Here is a 17,199-nt window from a genome sequence, read left to right on the forward strand (position 1 = left end):
TCGTAAAAACTTCCAAATTCTGTGAATTTCAGGCGAATCGAAATAAGCGAACAGTCCACCATCATTTAATCGATTGGAGAACACCGGCATGCAAAACCACGACTTGAAGGAAACCGCCAGAGCGGCTTTGAGCAAAGTACCTGAAGTGACTTTGCTGTTCTGGGTAATCAAGATTGCAGCCACCACACTGGGTGAAACAGGGGGCGATGCTGTGTCGATGTCCATGAATTTGGGCTACTTGATGGGCACAGTAATTTTCGCGGTAGTTTTCTTCATCGCGGTCGCTGCACAAATCAAGGCGGATCGATTTCACCCATTTCTGTATTGGACCACCATTATTGCCACCACCACGGTGGGCACCACACTTGCGGATTTTGCGGACAGGTCCTTGGGGGTAGGTTATGCGGGTGGAACCGCAATTTTGTCCACCTTACTGATCGTGTCCCTGTTTGCCTGGTATCGAACCATGGGTACGGTGTCTGTTAGTTCGGTGAACACCCCAAAAGCAGAAATGTTTTACTGGATCACCATAATGTTCTCGCAAACACTGGGCACAGCGCTGGGCGATTGGACCGCCGATACTGCCGGCCTGGGGTATACCGGGGGTGCAATGGTGTTCAGTGGACTTTTGCTGCTTGTCGTCGGTGCGTATTTCTTCACTAGTGTTTCCAGAACAACCCTGTTCTGGCTTGCCTTCGTGCTAACCCGACCCCTTGGCGCTGTGGTGGGCGATTACCTTGACAAGCCGGTTGACATGGGTGGTCTTGCGCTAAGCCGGTACACCGCATCGGCCGTGTTGCTGGGTTTTATTGTGGTGTGCCTGTTGGCTTTCAAGCAGAAAGCGAGCTCAAAAGCGCATTAACCTTAAACTGTGCCGGGCTGGCATTGAGGCTTAATCCAGCCAGCCCTGGCTGTACAAACCGTGCTTGATTTGTGCATACAGCACGGGTGCAGTAACTAGGCCAGCCAACCCGAACAGTGCTTCCATTACTAGCATGGCCAGCAACAGTTCCCAAGCTTTGGAACGGATACTTGAACCAATGATGTGCGCATTCAAAAAATACTCAACCTTGTGAATCGCCACCAGCCATATGAACGCCAAAATTGCCATGGTCAATGATTGGCTCAAGGCGATTGCAACAATGATTGTGTTTGACACCAGATTACCCACAATCGGAATCATGCCCGCCACAAATGTGATGCTGACCAAAGTACCTGCCAAGGGGATGGGTGTACCCAAAGCGGGCAGCACACCCAGCAGGAAAATGGCAGTGGCCAAAGTGTTGATTGCGGATATTTTGAATTGTGCAAACACAATGTGAGTGAAACTTTCAATCAGTTCGTCAAAGCGCAGGCGAAGCAAGCGTGGCAGGTGTTTGCTGCTCACCTTACCGGTTGATCGGTTCAGTTGAATGCTTAACAAGGCCCCAATCACGGTGCCTGCGAGTACATAGCCCACACCGCGAAGAGTGTGCCCTCCCCAGGTTTGAAGCTGACTCGCATGATTTTGAAGCCAGGCAGCCGCTGCGGCACGAACCCCGTCAATTGAAGCGGGCACATGAGCCGACAAGGCGGCAGGCAGGGCAAGGCGCAACTGATCAAGTACCTTAGACAAACGTTCAAGCACCGCAGGCACGCCCACGTTGGCTGAACCCGATTCCAGCAGATATTCCAGTGAGGCACCCAAACCCAGAGCAATGGCTGACAAAACCAGCAACAAAGCGATTGCCTCAACGTGACGAAGCGCTGGCAGCCAAGCTTTCAGGCGATGTGCCAAACGTGTAGTGGCCCCATAAGTGATCAAGATCGCGAAAACGGCCGGTGTAAGGTGCAACGCAAGCACCGAGAACCATGCGGCACAAATCCATACAACAACGATCAGTACCCTGCTTAATGAAAACTCGTGGGCGGATTGTGAAAAGTTCGAGGGTGTCATGTTTTGGATGAATGAACTAATGTTGCGCTAAGTTTGCATGGGCAAAGTGGGAACTGTCGCAAGCAAACCCGCTTGATTGACTTTCAACCACGGAGTGAAATCATGAAACAGAGAAAATTATTTACCGCCCTGATTGTAACCGCAAGCGCGATTGCCGGGGGAAGCCTTGCATACGCCAGCAAGGAACCACCACCGAACGATGCAGTGGCTTTGTTTTCAAAAGCAAAGGTTACATTGATTCAGGCCATTGCGGCAGCGGAACAGCATGCAGGGGGTAAAGCTGTTCAGGTGGAGCTTGAGCAACAGACCTCGGGCGGTCCGGTTTATGATGTCGAAGTGGTTACCGCAGACCACAAGGTGTACGACGTTAAAGTGGATGCTGCCAGCGCCAAGGTTTTGTCATCGAAACTGGATCAGGCCGATGGCGAGGATGACGACGATTGATGTGCAATAGTCGGGTATGGCAACAAAACCATGCCCGGCGCTTTGCAAGCCATGGCATATTGGCACCTTCCGGAACACAAACAAACGTGATCTATGCAATTCAATTCGGCCACCACTTCAGTCATTCCTCGCGGCGTTTGGGTATTGGGTTTTGTCAGCTTGTTGATGGATATTTCTTCGGAAATGATTCATAGCCTGTTACCGGTCTATTTGGTAACCGTGATGGGGGCCAGCGCCTTGTTGGTCGGCGTGATTGAAGGTGTGGCCGAATCGACCACCATGGTGGTCAAAGTGTTTTCAGGTGCATTGAGCGATTATTTGGGGAAACGCAAGGCTTTGGCTGTATTTGGATATGGCCTTGGTGCCATCAGCAAACCTTTTTTTGCAATGGCGGGCAGCACCGGAATGGTGTTTGGGGCTCGCTTTGTTGACCGGGTAGGCAAAGGCATTCGCGGTGCGCCTCGAGATGCACTGGTCGCTGACTTGGTCCGCCCCGAAGCACGCGGGGCCGCATATGGCTTAAGGCAATCACTGGATACTGCGGGCGCATTTTCTGGACCCTTGCTGGCCGTTGGGTTGATGCTGTTGTGGGCCAATGATTTCCGGGCCGTGTTCTGGGTGGCGGTTATTCCGGCTGTGCTTGCTGTGGCCTTGCTGTACTTTGGTGTGGCAGAGCCCGAGAAAGCAAGTGAAAGAGGTGCGAGAGCCCCCATCAATTGGCGCACGTTTCGAAGTCTGGGGCGGGACTATTGGTGGGTTGTCGGCATTGGCGGCGCTTTTGCGCTGGCCAGGTTCAGCGAGGCATTTCTCGTGTTGCGTGTTCAACAAGCTGGCTTGTCTGTGGCATGGGCTCCGCTTGTGTTGATTGTCATGAATTTGGTTTTTGCTTTGTCAGCGTATCCATTTGGAAAACTTTCAGATCGAATGTCACATACCAGGTTGCTGTTTCTGGGCTTGGCAGCATTGGTTGCAGCCGACTTGTTTCTGGCCTTGGGTGAATCCTGGCAGGCCTTGTTGCCCGGTATTCTGTTGTGGGGCCTGCACATGGGCATTACCCAGGGGCTGCTTTCCACCATGATTGCGGCAACAGCACCAGCTGGCTTAAGGGGTACGGCTTTCGGAATCTTCAGCCTTGTCGGTGGAGTAACTACATTGATCGCCAGCGTACTGGCGGGCTGGCTTTGGGACAGCTGGGGTGCAGCGTTCCCGTTTTATGCAGGGGCTTTTTTTGCCGCTGCTGCCATGGTGTTGATTGTTATGAACAAGGAAAACTCCAATGCGTGTGCTACTGGTTGAAGACGATCTCATGATTGGAGAAGAAGTGCAGGATGCATTAAAAGATGCTTCCTACGCCGTTGATTGGGTCAAGAATGGCGAAACAGCGCTCAGTGCCCTGAAAACCCAGCACTATGACTTGTTGTTGTTGGATCTTGGCTTGCCGCAGCGCGATGGTATGGATGTGCTGAAAGCCATTCGAGCCAGCAATAATCCAATTCCTGCGCTGATTGTATCTGCCCGCGACCAGTTGTCTGACCGCATTCAGGGCCTGGATCATGGCGCAGACGATTACCTTTTAAAGCCCTTTGAAATGGCCGAACTGTTTGCCAGAATCCGTGCAGTTGTGCGCCGCAAGTCGGGCGGCGCTGCGCCAGTGTTGGGCAATGGGATATTGAATCTGGATCCCTCAACCCGACAGGCCTGGCGGGTTGACCTCGAGCCGGTGCAACTGAGTAATCGGGAATATGCCTTGTTGCACGCATTGCTGATTCGCCCGGGTGCCATACTGTCCCGAGCTGATCTTGAAGACCGCGTGTATGGTTGGGGTGAAGAAGTGGAAAGCAATGCCATCGAGTTTTTGATTCATGCCTTGCGCAAAAAACTGGGTGCCGATTCAATCAAGAATGTGAGGGGTGTGGGTTGGATGGTTCAAAAAAGCAATTAAACAGGTCAATTCAATTCTGGTTGTCGGTGTACCTGTCGGCGGCCATTCTGCTGGTGGCAGTGGTTACCGGGGCGTTATCATTCTTGTTTGCATTTGATGAAGCCCATGAACTGCAAGACGAAAGTCTTAGGCAGACTGCTTCGCTGATTGATCACGTTCCCTCAGCAGATGAAATTATTCTGGTGAATGGCAACCGCGGAAGTGATACAGATTCTGACCTGCTCATCCTCAACCTGAATCCGTTTTCAGATCCGGTTTTGTTTGGCTTAGTGGATGGTTTGCACACGCTTGATCAATCGGGAAAAAAATATCGCGCGTTCATTAGAACCTTGCCAGACACTGCGCGAATCGCCATTCTCCAGAAAACGGAGTTACGCGATGAAATTGCAAATGACAGCGCGATTCGCACGCTGTTGCCATTGCTGATTTTGGTACCCATTCTTCTTTTGGTGGTGACCTGGCTGGTGCGAAAAATATTCCTGCCAATTGGTGTGTTGGCCCAAGAGATCGATTCTCGTGGGGATCTGGAGTTGCACGCGGTGCCGGAAGAAAACTTGCCACGGGAAATTCAGCCTTTTGTTCATGCCATCAATCGGCTGTTTGTGCGGGTTGCACAGTCAGTACAAAACCAGCAGCGGTTCCTGGCCGATGCAGCGCATGAATTGCGTTCGCCCATCGCGGCGCTGTCATTGCAGGCCGAGCGTTTGAGTGCCTGCGATTTGAATCCCGAAGCGCGTGAGCGAGCCGTCCGTTTGCAAAAGGGCATTGAGCGAAGCAGGCGCCTGTTGGGCCAGTTGCTCAGCATGGCCCGGGCACAGAGCAACCCGGTTGTGGAGCGTGGCCCTATTTCCTTGCTCGGCGTGTGCACCCATGTGCTAGAGGACGCTATGCCTTTGGCCCAGGCCAAGGGTGTCGATTTGGGCATGGACGAGGACACACAAGATGCCCTTGTGCATGCGGAAGAAACGGAAGTGCTGCTGATTGTTCGTAACCTTGTGGACAACGCCATTCGGTATGGCAGAACAGGCGGCATGGTTGATCTGGGAATTCATCACGAACCGGACTGGGTGGTTTTCACCGTAGAAGACAATGGGTCCGGCATTGCGCAGGTGGATCGCCAGCGGGTGTTCGACCCATTCTTCCGAGTATCCGGTCTTGAGCAAACCGGTTCGGGCTTGGGCCTTGCGATTGTGAAAGGCTTAGTGGACGGGTTGGGGGGAAAAATTGAATTGCTGGACTCAAGCAGATTTTCAACAGGACTTGTGGTGAAGGTGTATTTCAGCAAACACCCCAAGTCCTGATCCTGTTTTAATCAACCAATAATCCTCACGGGCAGGAAAATTTTTCGTCCATTGCGCTGAACCAGCAGAGCCACTGATTTTTTGGCCTGTTTCATCGTGTCTTGAACCTGCTCAATGTTGTTTACACGAACCCCGTTGATCCCGATCAGCACGTCGCCCCGCTGTACGCCTGCCATGGCTGCTGCACCGCGCACCTGCTCAATCAGCATGCCGTTTTGCACCTGAGCCTGCTGCTGTTCATCGGGCTGCAAGGGCCGCAGTGCGAGGCCAAGGCGGCCTTCGCCAACAGCATCTGTTTTCTGGGCACTTACCACCACATCTTTCTCGATATTACCAAGTTGAGCGGTTCGTTTCAGGACTTCACCTTGCCGCCAAATTTCAAGCGTCATTTTCTGACCGGGCTTGGCAGCACCAATTAAGGCGGGCAAATCACCGGAGGCCACAATAGGTTTACCATCGGCCCGCAAAATAATGTCGCCAGACTGCAAGCCGGCTTGTTCCGCCGGGCTTGTTGGGTCGACGCTGGAAATCAGCGCACCTTCGGGCTTGTCCAGTTTGAAAGAATCTGCAAGGCTCTGGTTGACCTCTTGAACTGCAACACCCAAGCGGGCGTGGCTTGCTTGTCCGGTGGCCACAATCTCGGCCTTGATTTTGTTGGCAAGATCGATTGGTATGGCAAAAGACAAACCTTGGTAGCCACCGGTTTGGCTGAAGATCTGCGCGTTGATGCCAACCACTTCACCTTTGGAATTGAAAAGCGGGCCGCCTGAGTTCCCCGGATTCACTGCTACATCAGTCTGGATGAATGGTACAAAGCTGTCTTCGGGAAGTGAACGGCGTTTGGCACTGACCACGCCGGCTGTTACGCTGTTCTCGAAGCCGAAAGGGGATCCAATGGCCAGAACCCATTCGCCGACCTGAAGTGCATCCGGGTTGCCCAATGGGGCACTAGGCAGGTTCTTGGCGTCGATTTTCAATACCGCAATGTCGGTTCTTGAGTCGCTGCCCAACACCTTGGCTTCATACTCCTTGCGGTTGTTCAGCTTGACCACCACTTCGGAAGCATCCCGAACCACATGCGCGTTGGTCAGGATCAGACCATCTGGGGACACAATGAATCCGGAGCCTTGCCCGTAGGTGGGTACTGGGCCGCTATCCGGACCGTTGGGATTGGGAAACTGCTTGAAGAAGTCGAACATGGGATCGTTTGGCGATACACCGGCTTGCGCTACATTTTGCTTGATTCCCCGAACACTAATGTTCACCACCGTGTCTCCGTAACGCTGTGCAATCTGGGCAAAGTCGGGCAGTGTGGTATTTTGAGTTTGCGCTTGTCCCTGTTTATCTAGCAGGGGTGTAGCTGCCGTTGCCGGGGTGCCATTGAAGTAGCTGGCACTTGCCCCGCCCAACATGCCTGCGGCAATCAAGGCCAACATCAGGCGTGAGGGGCGTTTGCTGTTTGAGTATGAAGAAGTCATGGTCTCGTTCCTTTCAAGAGTGACAACAATGAACCAGTTGAATACCAACCGGAATGGCTTCATCATGCGCAGGAAAACTTAGCTCTGAATTAGGCGACGCAGCTTACTTTGAACGGATGAGTTTTTTATTTTGATACGCTAAACAGGTCACACTGCACACGATCAGGGTTAAAAATACAAGGCTTGTTTGTGTGGTGCCCAAGCCCAACCCGCCATTGTCGGCTGGTTGCGATAACCAATCGCCAAAGGATGCGCCTAAGGGGCGGGTAAGAATGTAGGTCAGCCAGAATGCCCATACAGAATTCATGTTGAAGCGAAAACGGGCAATTGCAATCATCGCAATCAAGGCACCAAACACCAGCGTAGAAATGGCGTAACCCAAGTTCAAACCCTCTGCGAACCAGTCGCCCGAAGCCGTGCCCAAAGCAAAGGTAACCAGAATCGCGAGCCAGTAAAACCATTCTCTGGCAGGTGTATCAATGTGGTGAATGGACAGCGTACCTTCACGGCGATGCCACCAGGCAAACACGCAGGCAAGAGCCAGCGAGAAAGCGGCGGTTGATGCCATCAAGGGCACACCCAGATTGTCGGTTAGGTGATCGGTGATCAAGGTGCCCAGTACGCTGATCAGCACAATGCTTAACCAGTATACCGAGGGGGTATACCGTTTGGTTCGAAGTTGCATACCCAAGGCAATGGCAGTAAGAATGGCCACCACCGCAGAGGTGGCCGTTAATCCAAAGTTCAGGTTGAAATTGAGAAAATCTGCCGCAGTTTCACCCACGGTGGTCGACATCATTTTGACGAGCCAGAACAACAAGGTGACTTCAGGCACCTTGTTCAGTAAAAATTTCCCGATGCCGGGTTGATTGCCGTTGTTCATGTTGATTCCCCTTTTGTGTGTCACGGTGCATGAATGTTATGCAGTGACACTTAGGCGAACATTAGTGAAGTTTTGTGTTTGTTGGTTCTCCGGTGTAGTTGTGTTCTCCGCTTGCATCGCTACACGGTGTAGCCTCAAGCTGAATGGTGGTGTGGTGTAAATCAAACCGGTTTGCCAGCATGGTGCGAATTTGTTGAAGCAAATCAGTCCAATCCACTTCCCGGTGCTGGCATACCACATGAACTGACAAGCTGGACTTGCCGCTGGAAATGGACCACACATGCAAATCATGAATGCTGTCCACGCCCCAGTGACTTGACAGTGCCTGCTTGATCTCGTCAATATTCAAATGTTCCGGTGTGCCCTCCAGCAAAATATGTGTGCTTTGTTTTAACAGGGCCCAGGCACGTGGCAGTACCCAAAGCCCGATGCCCACGGCAATCACAGAATCAATCCAGCCCCAGCCTGTCCATCGAATCAACAAAGCACCAACGATCACGCCCACTGAACCCAGCATGTCGCCCCACACCTCGAGGTAAGCACCCTTCATATTCAGATTGTTGTCTTTCGAGCCGCTCAGGATTTTCATGCAGATCAAATTCACAAGCAGGCCAAGTGAGGCAACGATCAGCATCACGTTCGACTGAATATCGGGTGGATTCGCTATTCGCAGATACGCTTCTATCAGAATGTAAATGGCCACTCCGAACAGCAGAATGGCATTGACAGCAGCCGCCAGAATTTCGAAGCGGTAATATCCAAATGTACGTTTTTTGTCAGCGGGTTTTTTGCCAATTTTGATGGCCAGTAGTGAAATGGCCAACGCTGCCGAGTCTGTGAACATGTGTGCCGCATCGGAAATCAAAGCCAGGCTGTTGGTGAATATGCCGCCCACAACTTCGGCCACCATGAAGCTGGTGGTGAGTATCAAGGTGATCCACAGCGGTTTTTCGTATCCTTCTACTTTCACATCATGGGAATGTCCTGCGCCCATATTGTCTACCCCTCATTTAAACCAAAGTTGAACACCAAAACCCGCTGCCACTTTCACTGTTATGGCGAAGCAAGCCAGAGTAAGCAATGCGCTGCCCGCCAGCGAGAGCACAAACCCCACCCTGGGTAACAGCCAGGGGAAGGCCAAAAACATGGGCAGGGTAGGTAGTACATACCAAAACGTCAGGTAGGCGTGGTTCGCAATTTTTTCCTGTGGTGCCTTTTCAACAGCAAGCCAAATCAGCGTCAGCACAGTGACCATGGGCAACGCTGCGATCAACGCGCCCAGCTTGTCGCTGCGCTTGGCCACCTCGGAAATCAGAACCACCAGGCCTGCGGTGGTGAGGTACTTCAAAATAATCCAGCCCATGTTGGTAACCTATGTGGTGTAAGCAGGTTTTGCTTGTTGATCCGTAATTTCCATTTCCTCTTCCTTGCGGTGGGTCAACCGGTAAAGAATTGGAAGGACCAGCAAGGTAAGGGCGGTTGATGACAGAATTCCCCCGATCACCACTGTGGCAAGGGGTCGTTGGACCTCCGCACCTGTGCCAGTGGCAATCGCCATCGGAATAAAGCCAAGCGAAGCCACCAGCGCGGTCATCAATACAGGGCGCAGCCGTGTCATGGCACCGTCATGAATGGCCCTGTCCAGGGGCATGCCTTCCTCGCGCAGGCTGCGGATAAATGAAATCATCACCAGCCCGTTCAGCACCGCAACACCAGAAAGTGCAATGAAGCCCACCCCTGCTGAAATTGACAGTGGGATGTCGCGCAACCACAAGGCCAAAATACCGCCAGTCAATGCAAACGGTACACCCGTGAACACAATCAAGCCATCCCGAACGTTGTTGAACATGATGAACAACAACAGGAACACCAGAAACAGTGACAGCGGAACTACAATTTGCAGTCGTTTGGAGGCCGATTGCAACTGTTCAAACGTTCCACCCCAACTGATCCAGTTGCCTGCTGGTACTTTCACCTTCTGCTGAATCTGGTTTTGCGCGTCAGCCACAAATGAACCAATATCACGGCCACGTACGTTGGCAGTCACCACTACACGGCGCTTGCCGTTTTCGCGGCTAATTTGATTGGGGCCAGGTGCAATGTCCAAGCTGGCCACATCGCCCAATTGTACGAAAAGCGGCATGTCACTTCCAGAAACATTGCCGGGCAACTGAATAGGTAGTCGGGCAATGGCTTGCAGGTCATTTCGAAGTTCCTCGGGTAATCGCACCGTGATGTCAAATCTGCGATCGCCCTGAAACAGCACGCCTGCTTCTTGCCCGCCAACGGCCATGGCAACAGTGTTTTGAACATCGGTCACATTGATACCAAACCGTGCGGTTTTTTCACGGTCAATCTGAACGGTCAGCATGGGTAGGCCCGTGGTTTGTTCTACTTTCACGTCTGCTGCGCCATCGACTTTCTCCAGCACTTCGGAAATTTCTCCAGCAACGGTATTCAGCGTGTCCAGGTCGTCACCAAATACCTTCACAGCCACATCGCTTCGCACACCCGACAACAATTCATTGAACCGCATTTGAATGGGCTGGGTGAATTCATAGTTGTTGCCTGGTATTTTCATGACAGCGGTTTGCATGGCATTAACCAAGTCAGTTTTGCTGCGGTTGGGGTCGGGCCATTCCGAGGTAGGTTTTAGCATCACGAAATTGTCCGCCACGTTCGGTGGCATTGGATCTGTTGCAATTTCAGCCGTACCAATTTTGGCAAACACACGATCCACTTCCGGAAACTGCTTGATGGTTTTTTCCAGTTCAGTTTGCATATCAATGGCCTGACTCAAGCTGGTGCCCGGTATGCGCAAGGCGTGCAGGGCAATGTCCCCTTCATTCAAGCTGGGAACAAATTCGCTGCCCATGCGTGTTGCCAGCAAACCCGACAAAACTACCAACACCGCGGCAATTGAAAGCACCACTGGTTTGTTGGCCATTGACTTGACCAGTGCAGGCTCGTATCCACGCTTGGCCCACGTCATGATGCGGTTTTCTTTCTCGCTGACATTGTTGGTGATCAACAAGGCCACCGCGGCTGGAATGAAAGTGATCGACAGAATCATGGCACCCAGCAAGGCGGCCACTACTGTGAAAGCCATGGGGTGGAACATTTTTCCTTCCACGCCGGTGAGCGCGAAAATGGGCAGGTAAACCACCATGATGATGAGTTGGCCGAACAGCAGGGATCGTCGCGCTTCCTTGGAGGCCAGAAACACTTCATGAAAGCGTTCCTTGCGCGTGAGTGTTCGCCCCGCTTTGCTTTGTGCATGGGCCAGCCTGCGTACACAGTTTTCTACAATCACCACAGCGCCATCGATGATGATGCCGAAGTCCAGTGCGCCAAGACTCATCAAGTTGGCACTTACCCCGTTGTTGACCATGCCGAAAAACGTGAACAACATGGACAGAGGAATGACCATGGCCGTGATAATGGCTGCACGAATATTGCCTAGAAAAAGAAACAAGATCGCAATGACTAGAATGGCGCCTTCAATCAGATTCTTTTTTACTGTGTTGATGGCTTTGTCCACCAGCACTGTGCGGTCGTAAACGGTTTGTGCTACTACGCCATCAGGCAGGTTTCGGTTGATTTCCTCCAGCTTTTTCGACACCGCCTGAGACACCACACGGCTGTTTTCGCCGATCAGCATAAACACTGTGCCCAACACCACTTCTTTGCCGTTCTCTGTGGCGGCACCGGTTCGGAGTTCTTTGCCAATATAGACCTGCGCCACATCTTTAATTCGAATCGGTACCCCCGAACGATTCGACACAATGACGTTTTCGATGTCGGCAATATCGGTCAGTTGACCAGGTGCCCGTATCAAGTATTGTTCGCCACGCTTCTCGATGTAACCAGCACCCACGTTGCTGTTATTTTGTTCAACAGCCCGCAGCAGATCGTCTAGGGAAATACCTTGGGCAACCAGTTTGTCGGGCGAGGGTGCAATCTGGAATTGCTTGGCGTAGCCACCGATGGTGTTTATTTCAGTCACACCAGGTACATTTCGCAGTTGGGGTTTGATGATCCAGTCCTGAATTTCCCGAAGATCCGTTGGAGTGTAGGGTGTGCCGTCTTTTTTCACAGCCCCTTCTTTGGTTTCCACGGTCCACATGAAAATTTCACCCAAACCCGTGGAAATTGGCCCCATCGCGGGGTCGATTCCAGCGGGCAGTTGCCCTTTGGTTTGCTGAATGCGTTCATTGACCAGTTGGCGCGCGAAATAAATGTCGGTTCCTTCCTTGAAAATCACGGTGACCTGTGACAAGCCGTAGCGTGAAATGGAACGGGTTTCCTGCAAGCCAGGCAAACCCGCCATGACAGTTTCTATGGGATAAGTGATGCGCTGTTCAGACTCCAATGGCGAGTAGCCAGGAGCGGAGGTGTTGATTTGAACCTGAACGTTGGTGATATCGGGTACAGCGTCGATTGGCAATTTTTGATAACTGTAAATACCCAGGGCAATCAGGCCCACGGTCCCAAGCATCACAAACCATCGTTGTTCGATGGCAAAACGGATTATTTTTTCAAACATGATTCGGTACTTCCTCTGTTCGCATGCAGTGGCAAAGGTTTGAGCAGGTTTTGGCAAACATTGAATCAATGGTCATGGCTTGCCCCTGATTTGCCGATATCCGCCTTGATCAGGAAGCTGTTGGTAGCGGCGTATTGCTCACCCGCGTCCAGGCCGCTCAACACTTCAACGGTTTTGCCATCGCTGCGGCCCAGTTCAACCGGGCGTGCCTCGAACTGTTGGCCATAGCGGCCAAACACGGCGGGCCCATCCAGAATGGTTTGAAGGGCTTCGGTTGAAATGGCCACAGGTACTTCACTTTCCTCGGCCACCAGTTCAACTTTCACTGGCAGGCCGGGGCGCCACACAGAATTGGGGTTTGGCAACACAATGCGTGCAGTGGCGGTGCGGGTTTGTTCACCCACCAGGGAACCCACATAAGCCACTTTGCCGACGCTTTCCGATTCAAATGCCGTGGCCTTTACGGTGGCTTGCTGGCCCACTTTCACTGTATTCAGGTCTTTGGGGTAAATCGTCATTTCAGCCCACACGGTGGACAAATCGGCCACCGTGAAAATATTGGCGTCTTCCTTCAACGCCTGCCCCAAAGCAATGTTTTTTTCAACAACAGTGCCCGATATCGGAGATCGAATTTCATAGCGGGTCAGTTGGCTCCCAATGGCGGCGCCACCATCAATAGAAGCCAGCTTTTGTCTTGCGTTCAGCACCGCAATTTCAGCCTCTTGTTTGACATTGCGCGCTTGCAGATAATCTTGCTCGGCTGAAATTTTGTCTTCCCACAGTTTCTTTTCTCGCTCGAATGTGGTGTTGGCCAATGCCAAGCGTTTTTGTGCAGCCAGTAACTCGGTTCGCTGATCTGCCAGGGTTTGGCTGGAAATTACCGCCAGCACCTGTCCCTTTTTAACCTGATCGCCCGCGTTCACAGGGGCAGATTCGACAATACCGCTTAAGCGTGGTACCACTCTCACAGTGTTGTCTCTGTTGAACTGGATTTCGCCGATCAATTCAATACTGCTTTTGACCCGGGCAGGCCCCGCCGTGGCCAGTTCAATGCCGCTTTGTTTCATTTGCTCCTCGCTCATGTCAATGCGGTATTCAATCTGGTCATAAGTGAAGCGGTATTGTTTGCCTTCGTGCTGAGCGTTCACGGCAATACGGAATGAATGGGGCTCAAACACCACGGCATCGCCGCGCAGGAAATCGTTGGCGGGTGCAAAGTTGATGGTTTGAGTTTTTCGACCCAGTCGTTCAAGTTCAATGCTGGCCTTGGTGACCTCGGGGGGCAGCAAAGTGTCGTCTTTGTAGGTGTAAATCCTGAATTCAGGCTCAACGCCGTCTTCAAATATGGTTACCTCAACACCATAGCCGTCTTGAACAAAATATTTACCCCCCTTGGGGCCTTTAACCGGTTCATTGGGGTTGGCTTGTTCAAGTTGTGCGTCTTCGGTTTGCCCGGGTTGGGAGTTGCCGGTGTTCAAGACAACTGCGGGCAGCAGGGCACCCACTGCTACAAGCAGTGCGATGGAAATGATTTGTTTCTTACTGAAATTGCGATTCATGATTGATTGGTCCTACTGAGTATTGGCTGGTGTTTGCCCAAGAATCCCTTGCAGTTCGGCGGCATACCGGTGGGATTGAGCGAGCGATTGCTGGCTTTGCGCCATGGCATCAAACAAAGTGCGCTGGGCATCCAGTACCTCCAAAAAACTGAACTTGCCCATCTCGAAACCCTTACTTGCTGCCTCGTAGGCGTTTTGTGCGCTTGGCAGGATTTTTTCGCGCAGCGCAAGAAACTCTTCTCGGGAAGCGCTCAGATTCTCGTAAGCCGCTTGTAGCTCACGAGATAAGCGGTACTGCGTTGCAGTCAGTTCGTCTTTGGCCTGGTCGGCGCGTCGTAGCGATTCAAGCAAATTGCCTTGATTTCGATCAAAAACAGGAATGGGGATAGAGACCCCGAAAACAGCCTGATTAAGCCCGAGCTCCTGATTTTTTCGCCCGCCAAGGCTCACCGTCACATCTGGCACGCCTTTGCTGCGTTCGACCTCGCTGATCGCCTTACGACGATCTACTTCGATTTGGGCTTTTCGATAAGTGGGTGATTGTGTCAGCCTTACTTCCAACGTCTCGATTGTGGGTAGCTCCGGCGGCGTTTCCAGATTTCCTTCGACAGTTTCAAAGTTCACCTGAGGCTCGCCCATTGCGGTGGCCAGGCGTTTTTTGGATGATTTCAGCGTGCTTTCTGCGCGTGCGTAGTCTACGCGTGCACCCGCCAGTGCAATACCCGCTTTGGTGGCCTCGACAGGCGAAACCTTGCCAGCCTCGACGCGCTTTTGCGCAGTACGCAGGGCACTTTCGGCCAGAGCGATGGAGGATTGAGCCAGCCGCACTCGTTCCTGTGCTACCAAAGTGTCGTAAAAAGCTGAGGTGACTTCGGTTTGAATTGAAGCCTGAACAATTTCAAGTTCGGCTTTGGCAAGATCTCTGCCACGTTCTGCCGCGTCAATTCGTGCAGAGCGCTTTCCACCTAGTTCAATACGCTGATTGAGTTGCAGTGTACTAGTTCGGGTTGCACTGCGCGTGTCTTCGACTGTGGCCTGCAGCTCGGGATTAGGGCGAGTTTCGGCCTGCAGCACCGTGCCATCCAATGCCAGCAGCGCATTTTGGGCCGCTGCCAGTTCAGGGTTTGCAGCATAGGCCTTTTCAAGTGCGGTGTTCAACGTAAGGTTTGTTGTTCGCGGCAAGCTGGCTTGCCCAGATGGGGAATTAAGCCCAGTGCTGGTGTATTCGGGGGTGTCGCCCAGTGCCATGGCGGCACTTGGCAGCAACGCGGTCGCAGCCAGCGTTAGCAATAGATTTCGCATCGATTTCTCCGGTGTACAAAGGAAAGAATCGGCGAGACGAATTAACGCAGTCGTTTAAATGTGGGTAAAGACAGGAATCGTGTCGCCGGGATTAGGCAGACACGGGCCACTTGGGGCGTTCGGGGCGGGTTTGACAGAAAAAAGAATACTTCGAGGGGCTCAGCACCTGTTGAGGTGAACTGAAATCGATAAGCACGCTGTGTGCATCGTCAGCTGAAAAACCGATGAAACTTGATGAGTGCGAATGATCGTGGTGTTGCGGGTATTGGCTGTCTTGATTTTCGTCGCCATCCATTTGCCAGGCGTGGGAATGGTGTTCGTCTTGGTGGTGACCAAAGTGCGCAGTTTGTTGGGGCAATTCTCCATGAGCGCAATAATCCGCTACCGCACCCCAAGAAGCTTGAAGCGGCAACAGAAACATAAGAATCATGAAGATTACTGAGCGATGCATAATATTAGGATGTCATTTTTTGTGTGTTGATGTCAATCGTCGTTCTTGCTTGATTGAAAAGCCAATCACCGTAACTAGATCTTCGCTTCTCGCAAATACCTCTCCACCATGTAGTTTCGCAATGGCTGCCACAATAGCCAGGCCTAGCCCGTGATTGCTCCCTGTGTCACTTCGCCCCTCTTCAGCACGGAAAAAGGGTTCAAACAAACGGTTCGATTTGGCCGGGTCAATTGTCGGGCCTTCATTCGAAACCTTGATCCACAACCTCTCTGCTTCTTGGGTAATGTGCACGGTAATTTCTGTGTTGGCCTGCGCATATCGAATTGCATTGGACAGCAAGTTGCTCACCGCTCTTTTAATCAATTCAGTTTCAACCTCAACAGTGGCATCGCCTTGAACCGTAATGCAAAGCTCTCTGTCTTCGGCCAACTGTTCAAGGTATTCTGTGACCGATACCACCAACTGACGAAGACTCGGCACAGGTTGAAGTTGCAGTTCTCTGCCTTGGTTCGCATTGGCTAGAAACAGCATGCTGCGAATAATTCGTGCCATCCGGTCAAGTTCGTCGAGGTGGTCCCCCACAATTTTTTGAAGTTCATCGCCTTCGATCAGTTTGCGCCGTTGAAGCAACTCATGGCTGATGGTCAAGCTCGACAGTGGTGTATTCAATTCATGTGCAACATTGCTGTTGAACAGTTTCAATTGCTCCCGGTTCTCGCGCAGTTGCCCCAGTAAGCGGTTGAATCCGTCGATGAAGGGTCGCAATTCAAGCGGGGCCTTGTGGTCGTCCAGCACAACATCAAGCGAGCGTGGCCCCAAATTGTGAATGCGTTCTGTCAGTCGATTGATGGGGCGCAAAACCAGTCGAATCAATCGCATACTGATCAACACCGACACCAGGATCCACAACACGATGGACGATGCAAAAATTCCTGAAATGAAGTTCAGAAAACGTTCGTCATCTACGGTGCTCACTGCCAGTTCAACCCGTTTGGCTTGCAGTTGGGGAAGTTCGGTTTTAAACACTTGAGAGAATTCCCGAATAGATCCCTCTCCATTGAAGAATACCTCTGGCCCGAACATACGATTGCCCCGGCTGTCATAAACTTGGGCCTGGGTTCGGCCTTGCCCACCCAACACCTCTTCCAAGCCATGTTTCACATCTTCTGGTGAATATTCGGAAGTGGGTTTTAGTAAAAGGTGTTCAACAGCATGAAGCGCACGGCTGGCAGTTTCCTCCTGTTGCTTGGCCTGCCAATAGTGGATGCAGCAATACACAAGTACAGCGAGTAACACCACGCCCAGTACACTGACTGAACTGGTCAATCCGATGGTGGCCCTGGAAATTGATTTCACG

Annotated in this window: 15 protein-coding genes; 5 read left to right on the plus strand and 10 right to left on the minus strand. The window is 52.0% G+C overall.

Going from position 1 to position 17,199, the window contains the following annotated elements; translation table 11 throughout:
- The first annotated feature begins 103 nt into the window (after positions 1-103).
- On the plus strand, positions 104-862 hold the full coding sequence (locus V7028_RS02360) for a COG4705 family protein (RefSeq protein WP_040512544.1): 759 nt from the start codon (positions 104-106) through the stop codon (positions 860-862).
- A gap of 30 nt (positions 863-892) precedes the next feature.
- Here V7028_RS02360 and V7028_RS02365 read toward each other — a convergent pair whose 3' ends face one another.
- A complete protein-coding gene (locus tag V7028_RS02365) occupies positions 893-1,936 on the minus strand; it encodes an AI-2E family transporter (RefSeq protein ID WP_291745896.1) in 1,044 nt (347 codons plus the stop codon).
- A gap of 102 nt (positions 1,937-2,038) precedes the next feature.
- Between V7028_RS02365 and V7028_RS02370 the strand changes: the two genes are divergently transcribed.
- The 4 genes from V7028_RS02370 (at position 2,039) to V7028_RS02385 (ending at position 5,623) form a co-directional block, all read left to right on the plus strand.
- Complete coding sequence (locus tag V7028_RS02370) at positions 2,039-2,380, plus strand: PepSY domain-containing protein (protein WP_040512442.1); 342 nt, start codon at positions 2,039-2,041, stop codon at positions 2,378-2,380.
- 93 nt (positions 2,381-2,473) lie between these two features.
- Positions 2,474-3,676 (plus strand): MFS transporter, encoded by a 1,203-nt coding sequence (locus tag V7028_RS02375; protein ID WP_334118501.1) that lies wholly within the window; start codon positions 2,474-2,476, stop codon positions 3,674-3,676.
- The gene (locus V7028_RS02380) at positions 3,657-4,322 is read left to right on the plus strand and encodes a response regulator transcription factor (protein WP_334118502.1); all 666 of its coding nucleotides are present in this window, start codon (positions 3,657-3,659) and stop codon (positions 4,320-4,322) included. Before V7028_RS02375 ends, V7028_RS02380 begins: the two co-directional genes overlap by 20 nt.
- Entirely contained in the window at positions 4,298-5,623 is a 1,326-nt protein-coding gene (locus V7028_RS02385) for a sensor histidine kinase (RefSeq protein ID WP_334118503.1), read from the plus strand. The genes V7028_RS02380 and V7028_RS02385 overlap by 25 nt, the downstream gene beginning before the upstream one ends.
- Before the next feature lie 11 nt (positions 5,624-5,634).
- Here V7028_RS02385 and V7028_RS02390 read toward each other — a convergent pair whose 3' ends face one another.
- The 9 genes from V7028_RS02390 to V7028_RS02430 form a co-directional block, all read right to left on the minus strand.
- Positions 5,635-7,101 (minus strand): Do family serine endopeptidase, encoded by a 1,467-nt coding sequence (locus tag V7028_RS02390; protein ID WP_334118504.1) that lies wholly within the window; start codon positions 7,099-7,101, stop codon positions 5,635-5,637.
- A 103-nt stretch (positions 7,102-7,204) separates the two neighbouring features.
- Complete coding sequence (locus V7028_RS02395; protein WP_334118505.1) at positions 7,205-7,984, minus strand: COG4705 family protein; 780 nt, start codon at positions 7,982-7,984, stop codon at positions 7,205-7,207.
- Positions 7,985-8,045: 61 nt separating this feature from the next.
- Complete coding sequence (locus tag V7028_RS02400) at positions 8,046-8,978, minus strand: cation diffusion facilitator family transporter (protein WP_334118506.1); 933 nt, start codon at positions 8,976-8,978, stop codon at positions 8,046-8,048.
- A 12-nt stretch (positions 8,979-8,990) separates the two neighbouring features.
- A complete protein-coding gene (locus V7028_RS02405; RefSeq protein ID WP_334118507.1) occupies positions 8,991-9,347 on the minus strand; it encodes a DUF3147 family protein in 357 nt (118 codons plus the stop codon).
- A gap of 9 nt (positions 9,348-9,356) precedes the next feature.
- The gene (locus V7028_RS02410; protein WP_291771663.1) at positions 9,357-12,530 is read right to left on the minus strand and encodes an efflux RND transporter permease subunit; all 3,174 of its coding nucleotides are present in this window, start codon (positions 12,528-12,530) and stop codon (positions 9,357-9,359) included.
- Between the two features lie 65 nt (positions 12,531-12,595).
- Positions 12,596-14,089, minus strand: coding sequence for an efflux RND transporter periplasmic adaptor subunit (locus tag V7028_RS02415; protein WP_334118508.1), 1,494 nt, complete (start codon positions 14,087-14,089; stop codon positions 12,596-12,598).
- Positions 14,090-14,101: 12 nt separating this feature from the next.
- A complete protein-coding gene (locus V7028_RS02420) occupies positions 14,102-15,391 on the minus strand; it encodes a TolC family protein (protein ID WP_334118509.1) in 1,290 nt (429 codons plus the stop codon).
- A gap of 91 nt (positions 15,392-15,482) precedes the next feature.
- On the minus strand, positions 15,483-15,749 hold the full coding sequence (locus V7028_RS02425) for a hypothetical protein (protein ID WP_334118510.1): 267 nt from the start codon (positions 15,747-15,749) through the stop codon (positions 15,483-15,485).
- Between the two features lie 105 nt (positions 15,750-15,854).
- A complete protein-coding gene (locus tag V7028_RS02430) occupies positions 15,855-17,198 on the minus strand; it encodes an ATP-binding protein (RefSeq protein ID WP_334118511.1) in 1,344 nt (447 codons plus the stop codon).
- Position 17,199: the final 1 nt, after the last annotated feature.

This window comes from Limnobacter sp. (genome assembly GCF_036846585.1).
GTDB lineage: Bacteria > Pseudomonadota > Gammaproteobacteria > Burkholderiales > Burkholderiaceae_B > Limnobacter.

What these genes read in the sequence shown, in the direction of transcription:
- V7028_RS02365 (WP_291745896.1), bottom strand. Translation starts at nt 1,936, where the DNA reads ATGACACCCTCGAACTTTTCACAATCCGCCCACGAGTTTTCATTAAGC.
- V7028_RS02370 (WP_040512442.1), top strand. Translation starts at nt 2,039, where the DNA reads ATGAAACAGAGAAAATTATTTACCGCCCTGATTGTAACCGCAAGCGCG.
- V7028_RS02375 (WP_334118501.1), top strand. Translation starts at nt 2,474, where the DNA reads ATGCAATTCAATTCGGCCACCACTTCAGTCATTCCTCGCGGCGTTTGG.
- V7028_RS02380 (WP_334118502.1), top strand. Translation starts at nt 3,657, where the DNA reads ATGCGTGTGCTACTGGTTGAAGACGATCTCATGATTGGAGAAGAAGTG.
- V7028_RS02390 (WP_334118504.1), bottom strand. Translation starts at nt 7,101, where the DNA reads ATGACTTCTTCATACTCAAACAGCAAACGCCCCTCACGCCTGATGTTG.
- V7028_RS02395 (WP_334118505.1), bottom strand. Translation starts at nt 7,984, where the DNA reads ATGAACAACGGCAATCAACCCGGCATCGGGAAATTTTTACTGAACAAG.
- V7028_RS02400 (WP_334118506.1), bottom strand. Translation starts at nt 8,978, where the DNA reads ATGGGCGCAGGACATTCCCATGATGTGAAAGTAGAAGGATACGAAAAA.
- V7028_RS02405 (WP_334118507.1), bottom strand. Translation starts at nt 9,347, where the DNA reads ATGGGCTGGATTATTTTGAAGTACCTCACCACCGCAGGCCTGGTGGTT.
- V7028_RS02410 (WP_291771663.1), bottom strand. Translation starts at nt 12,530, where the DNA reads ATGTTTGAAAAAATAATCCGTTTTGCCATCGAACAACGATGGTTTGTG.
- V7028_RS02415 (WP_334118508.1), bottom strand. Translation starts at nt 14,089, where the DNA reads ATGAATCGCAATTTCAGTAAGAAACAAATCATTTCCATCGCACTGCTT.
- V7028_RS02420 (WP_334118509.1), bottom strand. Translation starts at nt 15,391, where the DNA reads ATGCGAAATCTATTGCTAACGCTGGCTGCGACCGCGTTGCTGCCAAGT.